This is a genomic window from Sphingomonas sp. J315 (genome assembly GCF_024666595.1).
GTDB lineage: Bacteria > Pseudomonadota > Alphaproteobacteria > Sphingomonadales > Sphingomonadaceae > Sphingomonas.
The window spans coordinates 2,996,904-3,012,745 of the sequence record NZ_CP088296.1; the positions used below are offsets into that span (position 1 = coordinate 2,996,904).

At 66.8% G+C, this 15,842-nt stretch carries 17 protein-coding genes and 1 tRNA gene; 11 read left to right on the top strand and 7 right to left on the bottom strand.

The window, feature by feature from the left end:
- Positions 1–56 precede the first annotated feature (56 nt).
- A complete protein-coding gene (locus LRS08_RS15220; protein ID WP_260480902.1) occupies positions 57–2,744 on the bottom strand; it encodes a TonB-dependent receptor in 2,688 nt (895 codons plus the stop codon).
- 227 nt (positions 2,745–2,971) lie between these two features.
- On the opposite strand from LRS08_RS15220, the gene folE reads away from it, so the two are divergent.
- The 5 genes from folE (at position 2,972) to secA (ending at position 7,913) form a co-directional block, all read left to right on the top strand.
- Entirely contained in the window at positions 2,972–3,595 is a 624-nt protein-coding gene (folE, locus tag LRS08_RS15225; protein ID WP_257842880.1) for a GTP cyclohydrolase I FolE, read from the top strand.
- Positions 3,595–4,344: an SDR family oxidoreductase gene (locus LRS08_RS15230; RefSeq protein ID WP_260480903.1), complete on the top strand. Its 750-nt coding sequence runs from the start codon at positions 3,595–3,597 to the stop codon at positions 4,342–4,344. The genes folE and LRS08_RS15230 overlap by 1 nt, the downstream gene beginning before the upstream one ends.
- Positions 4,337–4,705, top strand: coding sequence for a dihydroneopterin aldolase (locus LRS08_RS15235; RefSeq protein ID WP_257842878.1), 369 nt, complete (start codon positions 4,337–4,339; stop codon positions 4,703–4,705). The genes LRS08_RS15230 and LRS08_RS15235 overlap by 8 nt, the downstream gene beginning before the upstream one ends.
- A gap of 3 nt (positions 4,706–4,708) precedes the next feature.
- Positions 4,709–5,062 carry a hypothetical protein gene (locus LRS08_RS15240; protein ID WP_260480904.1) on the top strand — a complete coding sequence of 118 codons (354 nt, stop codon included), beginning with the start codon at positions 4,709–4,711 and terminating at the stop codon, positions 5,060–5,062.
- Between the two features lie 109 nt (positions 5,063–5,171).
- Positions 5,172–7,913 carry a preprotein translocase subunit SecA gene (gene secA / locus LRS08_RS15245; protein ID WP_257842876.1) on the top strand — a complete coding sequence of 914 codons (2,742 nt, stop codon included), beginning with the start codon at positions 5,172–5,174 and terminating at the stop codon, positions 7,911–7,913.
- 95 nt (positions 7,914–8,008) lie between these two features.
- Here the strand turns inward: secA and LRS08_RS15250 are convergent, their stop codons facing one another.
- The 4 genes from LRS08_RS15250 to moaA form a co-directional block, all read right to left on the bottom strand.
- Positions 8,009–8,599: a CC0125/CC1285 family lipoprotein gene (locus LRS08_RS15250; RefSeq protein WP_257842875.1), complete on the bottom strand. Its 591-nt coding sequence runs from the start codon at positions 8,597–8,599 to the stop codon at positions 8,009–8,011.
- A 157-nt stretch (positions 8,600–8,756) separates the two neighbouring features.
- Positions 8,757–8,831: transfer RNA gene (locus tag LRS08_RS15255), tRNA-Asn, on the bottom strand.
- A gap of 215 nt (positions 8,832–9,046) precedes the next feature.
- Positions 9,047–9,820, bottom strand: coding sequence for an NAD kinase (locus LRS08_RS15260; RefSeq protein ID WP_257842874.1), 774 nt, complete (start codon positions 9,818–9,820; stop codon positions 9,047–9,049).
- Positions 9,817–10,815, bottom strand: coding sequence for a GTP 3',8-cyclase MoaA (moaA, locus tag LRS08_RS15265; protein ID WP_257842873.1), 999 nt, complete (start codon positions 10,813–10,815; stop codon positions 9,817–9,819). The genes LRS08_RS15260 and moaA overlap by 4 nt, the downstream gene beginning before the upstream one ends.
- Before the next feature lie 60 nt (positions 10,816–10,875).
- Here moaA and LRS08_RS20125 point away from each other — a divergent pair, with 60 nt between their 5' ends.
- The 6 genes from LRS08_RS20125 (at position 10,876) to LRS08_RS15285 (ending at position 14,680) form a co-directional block, all read left to right on the top strand.
- Complete coding sequence (locus LRS08_RS20125) at positions 10,876–11,088, top strand: hypothetical protein (protein WP_312026627.1); 213 nt, start codon at positions 10,876–10,878, stop codon at positions 11,086–11,088.
- Entirely contained in the window at positions 11,060–12,052 is a 993-nt protein-coding gene (locus LRS08_RS20130; RefSeq protein ID WP_312026628.1) for a diguanylate cyclase domain-containing protein, read from the top strand. The genes LRS08_RS20125 and LRS08_RS20130 overlap by 29 nt, the downstream gene beginning before the upstream one ends.
- 118 nt (positions 12,053–12,170) lie before the next feature.
- Entirely contained in the window at positions 12,171–12,854 is a 684-nt protein-coding gene (locus tag LRS08_RS20135) for an EAL domain-containing protein (RefSeq protein ID WP_312026689.1), read from the top strand.
- Positions 12,851–13,276 (top strand): hypothetical protein, encoded by a 426-nt coding sequence (locus LRS08_RS15275; RefSeq protein ID WP_257842870.1) that lies wholly within the window; start codon positions 12,851–12,853, stop codon positions 13,274–13,276. Before LRS08_RS20135 ends, LRS08_RS15275 begins: the two co-directional genes overlap by 4 nt.
- Positions 13,277–13,304: 28 nt before the next feature.
- Complete coding sequence (locus LRS08_RS15280; RefSeq protein WP_257842869.1) at positions 13,305–14,195, top strand: alpha/beta fold hydrolase; 891 nt, start codon at positions 13,305–13,307, stop codon at positions 14,193–14,195.
- Positions 14,192–14,680: an FKBP-type peptidyl-prolyl cis-trans isomerase gene (locus tag LRS08_RS15285; RefSeq protein WP_257842868.1), complete on the top strand. Its 489-nt coding sequence runs from the start codon at positions 14,192–14,194 to the stop codon at positions 14,678–14,680. The genes LRS08_RS15280 and LRS08_RS15285 overlap by 4 nt, the downstream gene beginning before the upstream one ends.
- Before the next feature lie 54 nt (positions 14,681–14,734).
- Here the strand turns inward: LRS08_RS15285 and LRS08_RS15290 are convergent, their stop codons facing one another.
- Positions 14,735–15,034: a GIY-YIG nuclease family protein gene (locus tag LRS08_RS15290; RefSeq protein ID WP_257842867.1), complete on the bottom strand. Its 300-nt coding sequence runs from the start codon at positions 15,032–15,034 to the stop codon at positions 14,735–14,737.
- A gap of 96 nt (positions 15,035–15,130) precedes the next feature.
- Positions 15,131–15,841 carry an SDR family NAD(P)-dependent oxidoreductase gene (locus LRS08_RS15295; protein WP_260480905.1) on the bottom strand — a complete coding sequence of 237 codons (711 nt, stop codon included), beginning with the start codon at positions 15,839–15,841 and terminating at the stop codon, positions 15,131–15,133.
- Position 15,842 lies beyond the last annotated feature (1 nt).

Consider the following 15,842-nt stretch of genomic DNA (forward strand, 5'->3'; position numbering starts at 1 on the left):
CGCGTCCGGTTCCCCGAATGCGCCCCGATTTTCGCGACAGGGCCAACTGGCCCAGGCTAGGCGGTGGTCAGAAGCCGACCTTCGCCTTGATGCCGAAAAAAGCGCGGCAGGCCCGGATAGGCGGCAAAGTTGCCGGTCTGCTCCGGCACCGCGAACCCGGTGATGTGGTAATATTGGTTGGTCAGGTTCTCGACGAAGAACTCCAGGCTCTTCTTGCCGTCCTCGGTCTGGATGCCGACGCGCGCGCCGATCAGCGGGTATCCCGGATTGTAGAGCGCGGTCCGACCGGTGGCCGGGTTCGGGTTGCTCGACGGGATGTTGACCTCGCTGTTGTAGCGCATGTCGAAATGGACCAGGCCACGGATGTTCGAGCTGATGCGCGGCATCCAGGTCGTCGCGATCGTCACCGTATGCTCGGGCTGGTTGTTGAGCTGACGCCCTTCCTGACCCTGCAGCGGCGTGCCGGTGAAGTTGTTGTCGGCATCATATTTCGCGTCGATCCAGCTGTAACCCAGGCGGACGGTGAAGTCGCGCACAGGCTGGATGATCGACTCCAGTTCCACACCCTTGCTGGTCGTGCTGTCGACATTCTGCACGACGAAGTTGTTGCCGCTGAACACGAGCGACTGGAGGTCGCTGAACTTCTGGTAGAAGGCGGCGATGTTGAAGGTGAAGGCGCGGCCCCACTGGGTCTTCAGGCCGATTTCATAGGCGTCGACCGATTCCGACCCGAACGCCAGGTCGCTGCCCTGTGCGCCGTTGCCGCCCAGCAACACGCTGTCGAACGTCGCCTGGTCCATATTATAGCCGCCGGACTTGTAGCCGCGATCATAGCCGCCATAGAGCAGCACGTCGTCGCTGACCTTGAACGCCAGCTTCGCGGTGCCGGTGATCTTGCTCTCGTCCCGTTCATGGGCGTAGCTGCCGTTGAACTCGGTGTTGATCGCCGGGTTGCAGCTCAGCAGGAACAGGTTGTTGAACAGGCCGAGCTGGCGCAGCAGATTGGCGTACTGAACCGCCGCCGTGTTGCCCGCACGCACCTGGTTGAAGAAGGTGCAGCTGCCGGTGTTGTTGTTGATCGTCGCGCTCAGCTCCTTCTTTTCATAGTTCCAGCGCGCACCCAGCGTCAGCGACAGGCGGTCGCTGATGTTGATGATGTTGTGCGTGAACAGTGCGAAGGCGTTGGTGTCGACGCGATAGTCGTTGGTGTTTCCCTGGCCGGCGGTCGCGCCGGGCAGCGGGCTGGCGGCGAGGGCGGCAAGGCCCGCGACCGGGGTCGGCGAATAGCCGAGCGCGTTGCAGGTCGCGACCGGGACGACGCCCGACGGCGCAGCACCGACGGCGGTGCGGAAGCAGCCGACGATCGGCGCCAGAGCCGCGCCATAGACCGCCTGATAGGCGGCGAGCGCGTTGGGAACCGCCGGGTTCAGGAACACCGCGCCCGGGGTCGGAGCAGCGCCCAGCGATCCATAGAACTGGACCGAACCCCCGAAGGACGGGCCGGCCAGCGCGTTGAAGATCGAGTCGACATAGCGGTTGCCATCATTGCCGATGCGGACCGTGTCGTGGACCTTGTTGCTCTCGTTCAAGTAGAAGCCGCCGACCAGCCAGTCGAGCGCGCCGTCGAACGCCGAACCCTGGAAACGCAGTTCCTGGGTGAAGTCGACCAGCTCGTTGCGATAGCCGTCGCGATAGGCGCGGTCGATGCCCGAAAAGTCGACATCCTGGTTACGCAGCGCGCGCCAGTTGCGATATGCGGTGATCGAGGTGAGCTTGATGTCGCCCAGTTCGGCATTGGCTTCGGCCGAAATACCCCAGTCGCGGACCTTTTCGGAAAAGTCGCGGTTGGGCGACGCCGCCATGCGGCGCTCCGACGGGTGGCCGGTGTACAGGCCGTCACGGCCCTGCGCCCCGGCAATCCCCTCGATCAGCGGCGCGAACGGACCGCGCACCGCGCTGACCGCGCCGCAGCACTGCTCGTCGGTCTCGTAATAGTCCGCGATTACACGCAGCGAGAAGGACGCGGTGTCGTACAGCGCCTGGCCGCGCGCGTACCAGCGGTTGACGTCGTTGAACATGCGGTCGCTGTTGACGTCGTCGATATAGCCGTCGCGCTTGCGATAGCCGCCGTCGAAACGCAGCGCGAGCTGTTCGCTGACCGGGCCGGTGATCGCGCCCTTGATCTCGATCGCGTCGTAATTGCCATAGCTGCCCGTGATATAACCGCCCAGATCGAACGCCGGCTGGGCGGTGAAGATCGACAGCGCGCCGGCCGAGGTGTTGCGACCGAACAGCGTGCCCTGCGGGCCGCGCAGCACTTCGACGCGCTCAAGCTCGGGCAGCTCGGAAATGGCGACACCGGCACGCGCGCGGAACACGCCGTCGATGAACACGCCGACTGCCGGCTCGAAGCCCGGGTTGTCGCCTGCGGTGGTGATTCCGCGAATATAGAGGGTGGTGCCGGTCGCCGACGACTGGCCGGTCGAGCTTTGCAGCGACGGCGCGAGCTGCTCGAGCCCGCGAATATCCTCGACGCCTGCATTTTCCAGCAGCGCCGCAGGGACTGCGGTCACCGCGATCGGCACGTCCTGCACGGTTTCGTTACGGCGGGTCGCGGTAATCACGACCTCGTTGCCGGATGCCTCTTCTTCCTGCGTGGCAGCGGCAGGGGCGTCCTGCGCGATGGCCGGGGTGGCCGCGATCAGCGCGAGGGCGGATGCGGAAAACAGCTGGAGCGTTCGCATGGGCTTCTCCTCTCTGGGTGCGCCGGACCTCCCATCGGGGACCGGTCTTCTTGTTGTCGTTGGGACACACGCTACCGTTGCTCGAATCCTTACGTCAACGTCAAATCACGCTAGGAAAGTGGCGGAAATGCTTGCTATTTCCCGTTCCGACACCGTTTGTTGCGTCGGGGCAACACAGGAGCTGCGCTTGCCGTAGCGTCAGGCGATAGGATAGGGCACCGACCGATATGAGTTGCCATCACGACGAAGAACCCGCTGACGGCGACCTCGCCGCCCCCGCCGCCAAGATTCCGGTGCCCGATGAGGTCGCCGAAGCGGTCCGCACGCTGCTGCGCTGGGCCGGCGACGACCCGAGTCGCGAAGGATTGCTCGACACGCCCAAACGCGTCGCGCGGGCGTGGCGCGAATATTGCCAGGGCTATGGCGAGGATCCTGCCTATCATCTCAGCCGGGTGTTCGAAGAGGTCGGGGGGTATGACGAGATCGTCCTGCTCAAGGACATCCCGTTCCAGTCGCATTGCGAACATCACATGGCACCGATCATCGGGAAGGCGTCGATCGCCTATCTGCCGCAGGACCATGTCGTCGGCATCTCGAAACTCGCCCGCGTCCTCCACGCCTATGCCCGCCGCCTGCAGGTGCAGGAACGCCTGACCGCCGAGGTCGCCGACTGCATCTGGGAGCATCTGAAGCCGCGCGGCGTCGCGGTGGTGATCGACGCGAGCCACGCCTGCATGACCGCGCGCGGGGTGCGCACCCCCGGCGTCGGCATGGTCACCAGCCGGATGATGGGCGTGTTCCGCGACGATGAGCGCAGCCGGACCGAGGTGCTCAAGTTGATGGGCTATTGATGCGTGTCCTCGTCACCGGCGGCGCGCGGCGGATCGGGGCGGCGATCGTCCGCCGCCTCGTCGCCGATGGCCACGCAGTCGCGGTGCATCATCACGATTCGCATGACGAGGCGGATGCGCTCGCCGCCGAACTCGGCGTCGCTCTGGTGACCGCCGACCTTGCGGACCCGGCCGAGACGCGCGGCCTGATCACCGCCGCCGCTACGGCGCTGGGCGGGCCGGTCGAGGGGCTGGTCAACAATGCCTCGCGCTTCGCCTGGGACGCGATACCGCTCGCCGATTACAGCGGGCTCGACCGTCACATGCATGTCAATCTCGGCGCGCCGCTGCTGCTCGCCTCGGCGCTGGCGGCACAGATCGGGCTGGGGGAGGGGGCGATCGTCAATCTGCTCGACCAGAAGCTCGCCAACCCCAATCCCGATTTCCTGACCTATACGCTGAGCAAGGCGGCGCTGGCCGAGGTGACGACCCTGCTCGCGATGCAGCTCGCCCCGCGCATCCGCGTCAATGCCGTCTCGCCCGGCCTGACCCTGCCCAGCCTCGACCAGAGCGCGGAGGAGTTCGCCGCGGTCGCCACCGCGAACCTCCTCCAGCGTCAGGTCGAGGTGGAAGAGATCGCCGCCACCGTCGCGTATCTGCTCACCGCGCGCGGCATCACCGGCCAGAATATCTTCGTCGATTGCGGCCAGCGCCTCGTGAAGCGCGACGGCGACGTGATGTTCACCGGGCGAGCCCGCCCCCATGGCTGAATACACCATCCATCTCGATCGCCTGGTGGTCGAGCTCGCCCTCGGCATCCACGACCATGAGCGCGCCGCGCCGCAGCGCGTCGAACTCAACGTCGCGATGCGCTGCGTCTACGATGCCCCGCCAGCGGACGAGATCGCGGCGGTGGTAGATTACGACTATCTCCGCACCGGCATCCACGCGCTGGCGGCGAAAGGCCATATCGAGCTGCAGGAAACCCTTTGCGACGCTGTCGCCGCGCTCGCATTGTCCGCCGATCCCCGCATCGCCGAAGTCCGCGTCCGTTCGACGAAACTCGACGTGTATCCGGACGCGCGGGTTGGGTGTGAGGTAGTGCGGAGCCGGGACGTCGCGACGCTTTAGGGCTTGGACGATCCGCGCCCAGCCCCTATGTCCACACGGTCCGCCGTTCAGCGGCGGGCAACAAGGGGCCGTTTAACGGGTTTTCGCGTGCAATTGCTGCTGTTCCTTTCCGCGCTTCTCGCAAGCCTCACCGGCGTCATCGCCGGTGATCGCGACGTGCGCGGGTTCCAGCAGCGAAGCGACACCGAAATTTCCCGCACCGCCGAAACCGCTGTCGAAGCGGTGTCGAGCGTCGCGGCGGCGGTCGCCACGCGCCCTCTTGCCGTCCGCGAAGCGCCGATTGCCGCGACATTCGCGATCCATGATGCCCCGGCCGGTGCGCCCGCCCGCCTGACCAGCGAACGCCGGCTCGAATAGCCGCGTCCGCCGTCGCGTCGCACGCGGCCGGCATCCATTTCGCATTCAGAATCGTTAGCGCTCGCGACGCGGGCGCACACCCTGCAATTTCATACGACTGGAAAACATCATGTTCGGCGGCTTGGCCAAGTCCCTGTTCGGTTCGTCCAACGACCGGTATGTTCGTTCGCTCAACCCCATCCTCGCCAAGATCGCGAGCTTCGAGCCCGCGCTCAAGGCGATGTCCGACGACGAATTGTCGGCGCAGACCGTCAAGTTCCGCGAACGCCTCGCCAATGGCGAAAAGCTCGACTCGATCCTGCCCGAGGCGTTCGCGACGGTGCGTGAAGCCGGCGTCCGCGTGCTGGGCATGCGTCACTTCGACGTGCAGATGATCGGCGGCATCGTCCTCCACCGCGGCGAGATCGCCGAAATGCGGACCGGTGAGGGCAAGACGCTGGTGGCGACGCTCGCCACCTATCTCAACGCGCTGCCCGGCAATGGCGTCCACGTCATCACCGTCAACGACTATCTCGCCCGCCGCGACGCGGAATGGATGGGGCAGATCTACCGCTTCCTCGGCCTGACCGTCGGCGTGATCGTCCCCAACCTCGCCGATCATCAGCGGCGCGAGGCCTATGCAGCCGACATCACCTACGGCACCAACAACGAATTCGGTTTCGACTATCTGCGCGACAACATGAAGTACGACCGCGCGTCGATGGTCCAGCGCCCCTTCGCGATGGCGATCGTCGACGAGGTCGACTCGGTGCTGATCGACGAAGCCCGCACCCCGCTGATCATCTCCGGCCCGACCGACGACAAGAGCGAGCTCTATATCGGCGTCGACGCCGTGGTGAAGCAGTTCGACCCCGCGCTGTACGAGAAGGACGAAAAGCAGAAGAGCGTCGTCCTGACCGAAGAGGGGATCGAGACTGCCGAACGCGCGCTCGAGGCCGCCGGGCTGCTCAAGGGCAGCAACCTTTACGACTTCGAGAATACCCAGGTGGTCCACCACCTCAACCAGGCGCTGCGCGCCAACACGATGTACAAGCGCGACATCGACTACATCGTCAAGGACGGCAAGGTCGTCATCATCGACGAGTTCACCGGCCGCATGATGGACGGTCGCCGCTGGTCCGACGGCCTGCACCAGGCGGTCGAGGCCAAGGAAGGTGTGACGATCGAGCCCGAAAACCAGACGCTCGCCAGCATCACCTTCCAGAATTATTTCCGCATGTATCCGAAGCTGTCGGGCATGACCGGCACCGCCGCGACCGAAGCGCCCGAATTCTTCGACATCTACAAGATGAACGTCGTGTCGATCCCGACCAACGTTCCGGTCAAGCGCATCGATCAGGACGACGAGTTCTACAAGACGATGCAGGACAAGTTCATCGCCATCGCCCGCACCATCCGCGAACATGCGGCAAAGGGCCAGCCGGTGCTGGTCGGTACCGTGTCGATCGAAAAGTCCGAACTGCTCAGCGAATATCTCACCAAGGAAGGCGTCGACCACTCGGTCCTCAACGCCCGCTTCCATGAGCAGGAAGCGCATATCGTGGCGCAGGCCGGCCGTCTGGGCGCGGTGACCATCGCCACCAACATGGCGGGCCGCGGCACCGACATCCAGCTCGGCGGCAACCTTGAATTCCGCGTCGAGGCCGAACTGGCAGACATGCCGGAAGGGCCGGAGCGCGATGCGGCTGTCGAGCAGATCAAGGCCGAGATTGCGGCCGAGAAGCAGCGCGTGCTCGACGCCGGCGGCCTGTTCGTGCTCGGCACGGAACGCCATGAAAGCCGCCGCATCGACAACCAGCTACGCGGCCGTTCGGGCCGTCAGGGCGACCCCGGCCTGTCGCGCTTCTACCTCAGCCTCGACGACGACCTGCTGCGCATCTTCGGCCCGGACACGTTGTTCGCGAAGATGATGCGCAACAACATCGCCGATGGCGAGGCGATCGGCAGCAAGTGGCTGACCAAGGCGATCGAGACCGCGCAGAAGAAGGTCGAGGCGCGCAACTACGACATCCGCAAGCAGGTCGTCGAATATGACGACGTGATGAACGATCAGCGCAAGGTGATCTACGAACAGCGCGCCGACATCATGGACGCCGACACCGTCGGCGACGTGGTGGAGGATATGCGGGCCGAGACGGTCAACGATCTCGTCGGCGCGGCGTGCCCGCCCGAAACCTATCCCGAGCAATGGGATATCGAGGGGTTGAAGGCGCGCGTGCAGGAGATGCTGGGCGTCGAGGCACCGATCGAGGAATGGATCGCGGCGCAGGACGGCATCGAGCCCGAGGACGTCGAAAACCGCATCCGCGACCTCGCCAGCGCGCGCGTCACCGCCAAGTCGGACGAGCTCGACCCCGAGACCTGGACCTCGATCGAAAAGTCGATCCTGCTCCAGAATCTCGACCATCACTGGAAGGAGCATCTCGCGATGCTCGACGCGCTGCGTCAGGTCGTCCACCTGCGCGCCTATGCGCAAAAGACGCCGATCAACGAATATAAGCAGGAAGCGTTCGCGATGTTCGAGCGGATGCTGGTCGCAATCCGCGAGGATGTGACCCGCACGCTCGCCTGGGCCGAATTCCAGTTCCAGGCTCCGCCCGCGCTTCCCGAACTGCCCGATTTCCTGACCACGCATATCGATCCGCTGACCGGGCTCGACAACAGCGCCGACTGGGATGCTGGCGCAGCCGGGCTGATCTCGAACGAGTTGCCCGCGATGCAGATCCCGCGCCCGACCGGCGAGGCGCTGGGCGACGACCCCGCGTCATGGGAAGGTCGCGTCAACCGCAACTCTCCGTGCCCGTGCGGCTCGGGCCGCAAGTACAAGCAATGCCACGGCGCGGTGGTGTGATCCTCGCCGATCGCTGAAATGAAGAAGGGCCGCCCGACACGATCGGGCGGCCCTTTCTCTATCCGGTGCTCCTGCCTGCGCAGGAAGCACAGGGCTTACCGCGGGCGCGGCGGGGCGATCGACGTGCCCAGATTCTCCAGCACCTCACGCGCATTGAATGCGCGGACATTGTCGGGCTTGCGGCCCTTGCCGATCACGATCTCGGCGCTGGCCTCATAGCGTTCGACGGTGCGGATATCGACGTCGCGGTCCCAGAAGGGATCGCCGCCCCACGGGCTCCAGCTGCGCCAGCCCCAGCGCGGGCCATAATAGCGCCACGACGGACCCCATCCGCCCCACGGCCCGCTGCTGAACGGTCTGGTGGTCGCATAGGTGCGGGTTCTCTTCTCGGTATCGCGGTCGGCCAGCACGAAATGGTCGCCGCCGCGCTCTACGGTGAGCTGCGCTGCACGATAGAGCAGGTAACGCTCGACGGTCTCGCGCGACGTCATGCTGTTGCCGGCAAAGGTGATGCGGAAGCGATCGGATTCGATCTGCTCGTCCCAGTAACCGGTGCGATAGGTCCCGCTGCCGGTCGCGGGCTGGTAGGGCGTGGGGGTTGCGCAGGATGCGAGCACGCTTGCACTGGCAAGCGCAAGGGCCACCGCCGCGATGCGCGAGCGGCGGGCGGGGGTGGTGGACATCATCTTCCTCCTAAGCATTTCGTTTTGCGGCGAATCGTGCCGATGCTGCGATTGTAACGAACAGCACAGGCCAAATGTCCCTGCGCTGAACGAAACGACAGAAACCCGCGCCGCGCAAGGGGGCGGGTGGTGTTGTGCCGTCGCTCTGGGGAAATGTCGCTGGCTCCCTGAGTTGGATTCGAACCAACGGCCGCTCGATTAACAGTCGAGAGCTCTACCGCTGAGCTATCAGGGAACACCAGCGAGGGCGCGCCTATACGAAGGGGTGCGGAGCAATGCAAGCGGGGAAAGGGGGATTTTCAACAACAATCCTCCCCCGCCAGGGGGAGGTGGCACGCATGGCGTGGCGGAGGGGGAGGAAGGGTGCGCGCCCAAGCTGAGAGGACACAGCCGTCCTCCCCCTCCGTCGCCTTCGGCGCCACCTCCCCCTGGCGGGGGAGGATCACCGAATCACGCAATAAACTGCTCCATCGTGATCCGTTCATCCAGCGCGTGTTCGGGATCGAACAGCAATGTCAGGTCGCGATTGCGGTCGATCGCGATATCGACCTGCGCCACGTCGCGCACCTCGCGCTGGTCCGCCACCGCGCTCACCGGGCGCTTGCCGGGGTCGAGCACGCGCAGCGAAATCCGCGTCTTTTCGGGCAGGATCGCCCCGCGCCAGCGGCGCGGGCGGAACGGGCTGATCGGGGTCAGCGCCAGCAGCCGCGAGCCGAGCGGCAGGATCGGGCCATGCGCCGACAGATTATAGGCGGTCGACCCCGCCGGCGTCGCGACCAGAATGCCGTCGCACACCAGTTCGGGCAGCACGACGCGGTCGTTGACCCGCACCTCCAGCTTGGCGGTCTGGCGCGTCTCGCGCAGCAGCGACACTTCGTTGATCGCGGGGATGACGTGCGTCTCCCCCTCCATCGTGGTCGCGGTCATCACCAGCGGGCTGACCTTGAACGGCCGCGCACGCGCCAGCCGCTCCTCCAGTCCGTCGGGTCGCCAGTCGTTCATCAGGAACCCGATGGTGCCCAGGTTCATCCCGAACACCGGCACGATCCGCCGCCGCTCCAGCATCGCGTGCAGCGTCTGGAGCATGAAGCCGTCCCCGCCCAGCGCGACAACCATGTCGGCATCCTCGACCTCGACCCAGTCGCGCCCGGCGAGCAGTTCGGCAGCCGCGGTCTCGGCGGGCGTGGTCGGGGAGGCGGCAAGCGCCCGGCGCAATTCGCTCATCCGCCGGTCACGCTCATATGCCGCGCCACCGCCGGGGCTGCGCCCGGTGCGACGTCGAAGCTGTGCCGTGCTGGCTTCGCCGCCAGCGCCGCGTCGATCGCGTCGTCGACCGCTGCCAGTCCGCCGCTGCGGATCGCGGCCTTCAGGTCGACCTGGTCGTCATGGCCCAGACAGGTGAACAGCTTGCCCTCCGTGGTCAGCCGCACCCGGTTGCAGCTGTCGCAGAAATTGCCCGTGAGCGGCGAGATCAGGCCCAGCCGCGCACCGCTGTCGCCGACCCGCCAGTAGCGCGCCGGCCCGCCGCTTCGATGATCGTCGCGAACCAGATCGAATTGTGCAGACAAATGATCGAACACCCGCGTCAGCGGCACGAAGCGGTCCGCGCGATCCTCGTCGATCGCGCCCAGCGGCATCGTCTCGATCAGCGTCAAATCCATGCCCTGCGCGCTGGTCCATGCCAGCATGTCGGAGATCTCCGCCTCGTTGAGTCCTGCCATCGCGACCATGTTGATCTTGACGCTCAGCCCCGCCGCGCGCGCCGCCGCTATGCCGTCCAGCACCTGCGTGACATCGCCGTGACGGGTGACAAAGCGGAAGGTCTCGGGGTCGCGGCTGTCGAGGCTGACATTGATCCGCCGCACCCCCGCATCGGCCAGCGCCGCCGCGTGCGTCGTCAGCCGGGTGCCGTTGGTGGTCAGCGTCAGCTCGTCGAGTCCGTGGCCGACGCTCCGCCCCAGCCGCCGGACCAGGTCCAGCGCATCGCGCCGCACCAGTGGCTCGCCTCCGGTCAGGCGGATCTTGGTCACCCCGCGCGCGACGAAACGCTCGGCGATCAGCGCGATTTCCTCCAGCGCCAGCAATTCGGTGCGCGGCAGGAATGTCATTTCCTCGGCCATGCAGTATCGACAGCGCAGGTCGCACCGGTCGGTGACCGATACCCTGAGGTACCGGATCGCGCGGCCATGCTTGTCCATCAGGGGCCGATCGCTCGCCATGGACGATGGAGCTAAGCTGTTCGTAGCATCGGGACAACCCTTGCGTTAGGAATGGCCGCGATGACCGACGCCGCGCCCGCTCCAGCCACCCCCATGACCGGGCGCGATCGACCGCTGTTCCTGCTGTCCTTTCGCCAGCGCGACGAGCTCGCCGCCCATGCCGCCCATGCCGGCTGGCGCGTCGTCGCGGCACGGCGCGGGGAGGGCGGACCGCCGCTTCCTTGCCAGCGGTGCCACGGTCGCGGTGGTCGATGCGCGCGGATCGGTGGATGAGGGGCTTGCCGCAGTGCGCTCGCTCGCAGCGGTTACCGGGGCCAGCGGCTGCGCGCTGCTCGCGCTCGTGTCGCGCGGCGACGCCGCGCGGCTCGGCGAATTCTACGACGCCGGGGCGACCCATTTCCTCGCCAGCCCGATGCGTGAGGTCGAGTTCGTCCAGGCGCTACGCTTCGCGGCGCGCCACGCCAAGCGGGTCGGCGGCGACACCGACAACAGGCGCACGACCGGCGAGCCGCTCGGCTGGCGCTACGATCCCGCGCTGCGCTCGCTCCAGGTCACGCCCGCGCTCGCCTCGATGCTCGGTCTGACCGGCACGCCTTCGCTGCGTACCGTGCTGCGCCATGTCGAGGCTGCCGATCGCGGGGCGATGCGCGGCGCGCTCCAGCGGCTGCGCGACGGCATTCAGGCGACCGCCTTCGCGCACGACCTGCCCGGCGCGGGCCGGGTGGTCGAGCATCTTCAGCGCGACGCGCGCACCGGTCGCATCCATGCGCTGATCGAACGGCTGGGAGAGGTCGATGCCGGCGCAGTCGTCCGCGACGTCCTTACCGGGGTGCGCGACGATGCCGGGATGCGCCGCTGGATTGCCCGTCGGCTCAACGATGGCCAGTCGATTGGTATCGTCCTTGTCACGCTCGGCCGGTTCGACATGGTCAACACTGCCTATGGCCGCGACGCGGGCGACGCCGTGCTGCGCGCCGCCTCGACCCGTATCTCCAGAATCCGCGCGCGCCGCGCTTGGTCGCCGCGCGGTGCTGGCGCGGATGGGCGGAGCGGAGTTCCTGATCGCCGCCACCGATTCCGACGCGACCGCGCTCGCCGCTGCCGCAACCGCGATCGAGGAAGCGCTGACCCGCCCCTTCGTCATCGGCGACGCCATCGCCCCAGTCGGTGCGCGCGTCGCAACCGCTGCCTCGCGGCCTGGCGACGATGCCGCCGCGCTGCTCCGTCGCGTCAGTGAAGCGCTTGCGGGCGAGGATGACGATAATCGCGCCGTCCCGATCGACGCGCTCGCCATCGATCTGCGCCGCGCAATGGACGCGGGCGAGATCGAATTGCGCGTCCAGCCCCAGGTCGCGATGTCCACCGGCGCGATCGTCGGGGTAGAGGCGCTGGCCCGCTGGCGTCACCCCCAACATGGCGAGGTCGGGGCCGAAGCCCTGTTCGCCGCCGCCGCCCGCGCCGAACTCGAACTTGCCTTGTCCGAACATGTCCAGCGCCTCGCGCTGGTTCAGGCTGCGCGCTGGCCGACCGCGCTGCGCCACCTGCGCCTTTCGGTCAACGTCACCGCCGCCGATGTCGCGCGCTCAGGTTTCGCCGACCTGTTCCTCGACTGGGTGGACAGCAGCGGCTTTCCGCGCTCGCGCCTGACGGTGGAGATCACCGAAGGCGGGCTGATCGACGACCTCGGCGAAGCCTCGCGCCTGCTCAGCGACCTGCGCGCCGCCGGGTGCCGAGTCGCGATCGACGATTTCGGCACCGGCTATTCCAGCCTCGCGTACCTCAAGGCGCTCCCGCTCGACTATCTCAAGGTCGACCGCAAGCTGACCCAGGACATCACCGGCAGCGCGCGCGACCGCATCGTCGTGCGCGGCGTGATCGACATGGCGCGCTCGCTCGGCCTCACCGTGATCGCGGAGGGGGTGGAGACCAACGAACAGCTCGACCTGCTCGCCAAGGAGGGCTGCCAATTCTATCAGGGTTTCCTCTGCGCCGAACCGCTCACCCTGCCCGAACTGGTTGCACTGGTGGAGGCCGCATGAACGATCCGCGCGATACCACCGGCGTCTGGTATGGCCGCTATTTCGCGACCGGCTGGGACGTCCCCGAAAACAGCTTCATCGCGCATCTTGAGGAGGTCGGCGGTGCCGTCGATGGCACGATCACCGAACCCGACGACACGGGTGAGTCAGAGATCCGCCGCGCCTTCGTCTCCGGCACCCGCGCCGCCGACGCGCTGTCATTCGTCAAGCAATACGACCCCGCCGGCCCCCTCGCGCACAGCGTCGCCTATACCGGCCGGATCAGCGACGACGGGACCGAGGCCACCGGCGAATGGCGCTTCTCCGGCTATCACGGCAGCTTCGTGATGAACCGCGAGATTTTTCGCGCCGAGGAACTGGACGAAGACGCCGCGGTGGACGAAGACATCGTCATCATACTCGACGCACCGGAACCCCGCTAAGCGTCGTTTTGCCTTGAGGGAGGAATAGATGACGAACCGCCGCGGTCTGTTCGCGATGTTGACGATGCTGTGCGCGGCGCTGCTGCTGCCCGGTACGGCAACCGCCAAGGGCTTCACTTCCGACCGCATCGCCGTGACCGTGGAAGGGAAGGGGAAGGACGTCATCCTGATCCCCGGCCTGTCCTCGTCCCCACGCGTCTGGACGGAAATGACCGCCGCGCTCCCCGGCTATCGCTACCACAAGGTTCAGGTGCGCGGGTTCGGCGGGCTCGACAAGGGCGGCAACACCGACGGCAATGTCGCCGCCCCGGTCGCCGAGGAACTGTCGCGCTACATCGCGGAGAACAAGCTCGGCAAGGTAGCGGTGATCGGCCATTCGATGGGCGGCACGATGGCGATGATGCTCGCCGCGCGCCATCCCGATCAGGTCGGCAAGCTGATGGTGGTCGATATGCTCCCGTTCATGGGTGCGATGTTCGGCGGCCCGCAGGCGACCCCTGAGACACTCAAGCCGATCGCCGACCAGATCATGGCGGGGATGAAGACCTCCGCGCCCGAAGCCTATGCCGCGCAGCTCAAGGGGACGATCGACTCGATGGTCGCGACCGAAAGCATGCGCGCCGGCGCACTGGAGGACGCGATGAAGTCCGACCGCGACGTCTCCGCCCGCGCCTATGGCGAACTCATCATGACCAACCTCATGCCCGAGCTGAGCAGGATCACCGCCCCCACCACGGTGCTCTACGTGACGCCGAAGGGCGCGCCCGTAACCGACGCGCAGATGGACGGCTTCTACAAGGCGTCCTACGCCCCGATCAAAGGCGCGGTGCTGACCCGCGTCCCCGCATCCGCCCACTTCATCATGTGGGACAACGCGCCCTTCTTCCAGGCTCAGGTAAAGGCATTTCTCGCAGCATGATCCTCACCTTCGCACTCGCCGCCGCCACGCTCGTCGCGCTCCCCGCGATGGCCCAGGACGAAGCGCCCGACCGCTCGCAGGACGTCGCCTGGCACAACAACCAGATGCGCGCGCTCGCCGAGCGCCACAGCGGCACCGGCTGGAACGTGACGCCGAGCGGGCTGCGCTGGCGGCTGGTCGCGGGCAACGGCACCGGCAAGCACCCCGGTCCGACCGATCGCGTGACGGTCCACTACACCGGCACCTTCACCGATGGCGTCGAATTCGACAGCTCGGTCAAGCGCGGCCAGCCCGCCACCTTCCCCCTCAACCGCGTGATCCGCGGCTGGACCGAGGGCGTCCAGCTGATGGGCGTGGGCGACAAGGTGGAATTCGCGATTCCGATGGACCTCGCCTACGGCCCCCACGGCCGCGGCCCGATCCCGGGCGGCGCGACGCTGCTGTTTACGGTGGAGCTGCTGGGGATCGAAGGGGCGGGGGAGTAGCGAAGCGCCCCCCTCTCGTCACCCCGGGCTTGACCCGGGGCCCAGCTGCCTTCGTCAGGCAAGCTGATCGTAAGGGTCGCGCCACTCGGGATTGTCGCGCTCGATCAGCGCGAATTTCCATTCGCGCCGCCAGCGCTTTATCCGCTTCTCCTGCGCGATGCAGTCGGTGATGTCCTCAGCATATTCGGCCCAGACGAGCCGATTGAGGCCATAGCGGGCGCAGAACTCGGACCCTTCACCGCGGCGATGCTGATCGACGCGCGTCACGAGGTCGGCGGTCACTCCGACATACATCGTCCCGCGATAGCGATTGGCCATGATGTAAACCCAACCGCCTTGGCGTTCGTCGTCCATGGCGCGGTAGGGAAGAAGAAGCTGGGCCCCGGGTCAAGCCCGGGGTGACGTTAGGTAGGCGTGTGTAACAATAGGGGAGCGGCTCACCGCCCCCGATCACCCCAACGCCTCAAACGCCCCCGTCTCGAAATCGTCGGCCAGCATCGCGACGATCCGCTCCGCCACGACCTCCGGCGGCTTGACGCTCTCGGGCGCCTCTCCCGGATAGGCGCGCGCGCGCATCTTGGTCCGCGTCGCGCCCGGATCGAGCAGCGCGACCCGAACCTTGGTCAGGTTGCGCACCTCGTCGGCATAGCTCAGCAGCAGATTCTCGAACGCCGCCTTGGTCGCGCCGTACAGGCCCCAATAGGCGCGCGGCTGGCGTCCGACCTTCGACGTCACACCGATCACCCGCGCACCGTCCGACTTGCGCAGCAAGCCGTCGAACGCCCCGATCAGCGCCGCCTGCGCGCTGACGTTGAGCGCCAGCACCTTGGCCACTTCCTTGGGGTCGAACGCCGCCACCGCCGACAGCGTGCCCAGCGCCGCTGCATTCAGCACGAGAATATCGAGCTTCCCCCAACGCTCGGCCACCGCCTGAGCAAGACGCGGGATCGAATCCGTCTCGATCAGGTCCATCGGCGCGATCGTCGCGGAGCCACCGGCGGCGAAGATCGCCTCCTCGACCTCTTCCAGCCCGCCCGCCGTGCGCGCGGTCAGCACGACATGCGCGCCCTGCGCCGCCAGCGCGATCGCGGTCGCCGCGCCGATCCCCCGGCTCGCGCCGGTGACGAGCGCGACGCGCCCTGCAAGAGCCTGTTCGGTCATG